Annotated in this window: 1 protein-coding gene; it reads left to right on the top strand. The window is 45.7% G+C overall.

What is annotated here, in order from left to right; translation table 11 throughout:
• The first annotated feature begins 98 nt into the window (after nt 1–98).
• Nucleotides 99–278, top strand: coding sequence for a DUF6435 family protein (locus AK963_RS30035; RefSeq protein WP_066018839.1), 180 nt, complete (start codon nt 99–101; stop codon nt 276–278).
• Nucleotides 279–733 lie beyond the last annotated feature (455 nt).

A 733-nucleotide genomic window follows, 5' to 3' on the forward strand; every position in this document is an offset into this window, starting at 1 on the left:
TCTCTTCGGATTATCGATCTCTGTAGAAACCTCCTCTCCCTATCAGTGTCGAAAGGCACCGCAGAATCCTGCTATTCAATCACAGTTTTGGAGGAGCAATGTTCACTCTGTTCAGTACCTGCCCAACGCGACAGCTGAGAAAAGATTATAACCTGCTGATGGAAAGAGCTCATTTTGTCCGGGACAAGGGCAATATCAGCCGTTATATCCTGCTGTTGGTTCAGGCTGAAAAAGTATGGGAGATCATCGAGGTATTGGAGAGCGGCGGTGCCCCCTGACTGAACAATCTCCCTGCCGTACTAGGACCGGGAGCAGGCAGGGAGAACTGCTACAGCGAGCGGGTTTCTATCAACCACATTTATACACTATCAACGCTGCGTACAGAGGTCAAAGTGGGGTTATTGACAACCGGTTTCTACGGCACGACCGATTGCAGTTATTAGCTTACTGAATGCTTACCGGATGCAGACATTAAGTCGTCTACCCTAGGGGGACAATATAAACGTGAAAGAAAGGAGAGAAGCATTAGTGCCATTATGAACTGGGGTTTTGGGTTTTTCCTGACAGATTACGGTGGATTTGCCTCATCCATGATTCGGACAGTGAGGGAATGTAATTTAAATTGTGTAAACGCTTGTCGTTAATACTCCAAAATGGAGAATAACAATGAGCGTTGAAATCAACGAAAAACTGGTAGATCAAATAGCCAGTCAGATTAAAACTCAGGATGATC

This window comes from Endozoicomonas atrinae, from assembly GCF_001647025.1.
GTDB classification, from domain to species: Bacteria; Pseudomonadota; Gammaproteobacteria; order Pseudomonadales; family Endozoicomonadaceae; genus Endozoicomonas; species Endozoicomonas atrinae.

Coding starts and splice junctions, on each gene's coding strand:
- AK963_RS30035 (WP_066018839.1), top strand. CDS start 99: ATGTTCACTCTGTTCAGTACCTGCCCAACGCGACAGCTGAGAAAAGAT.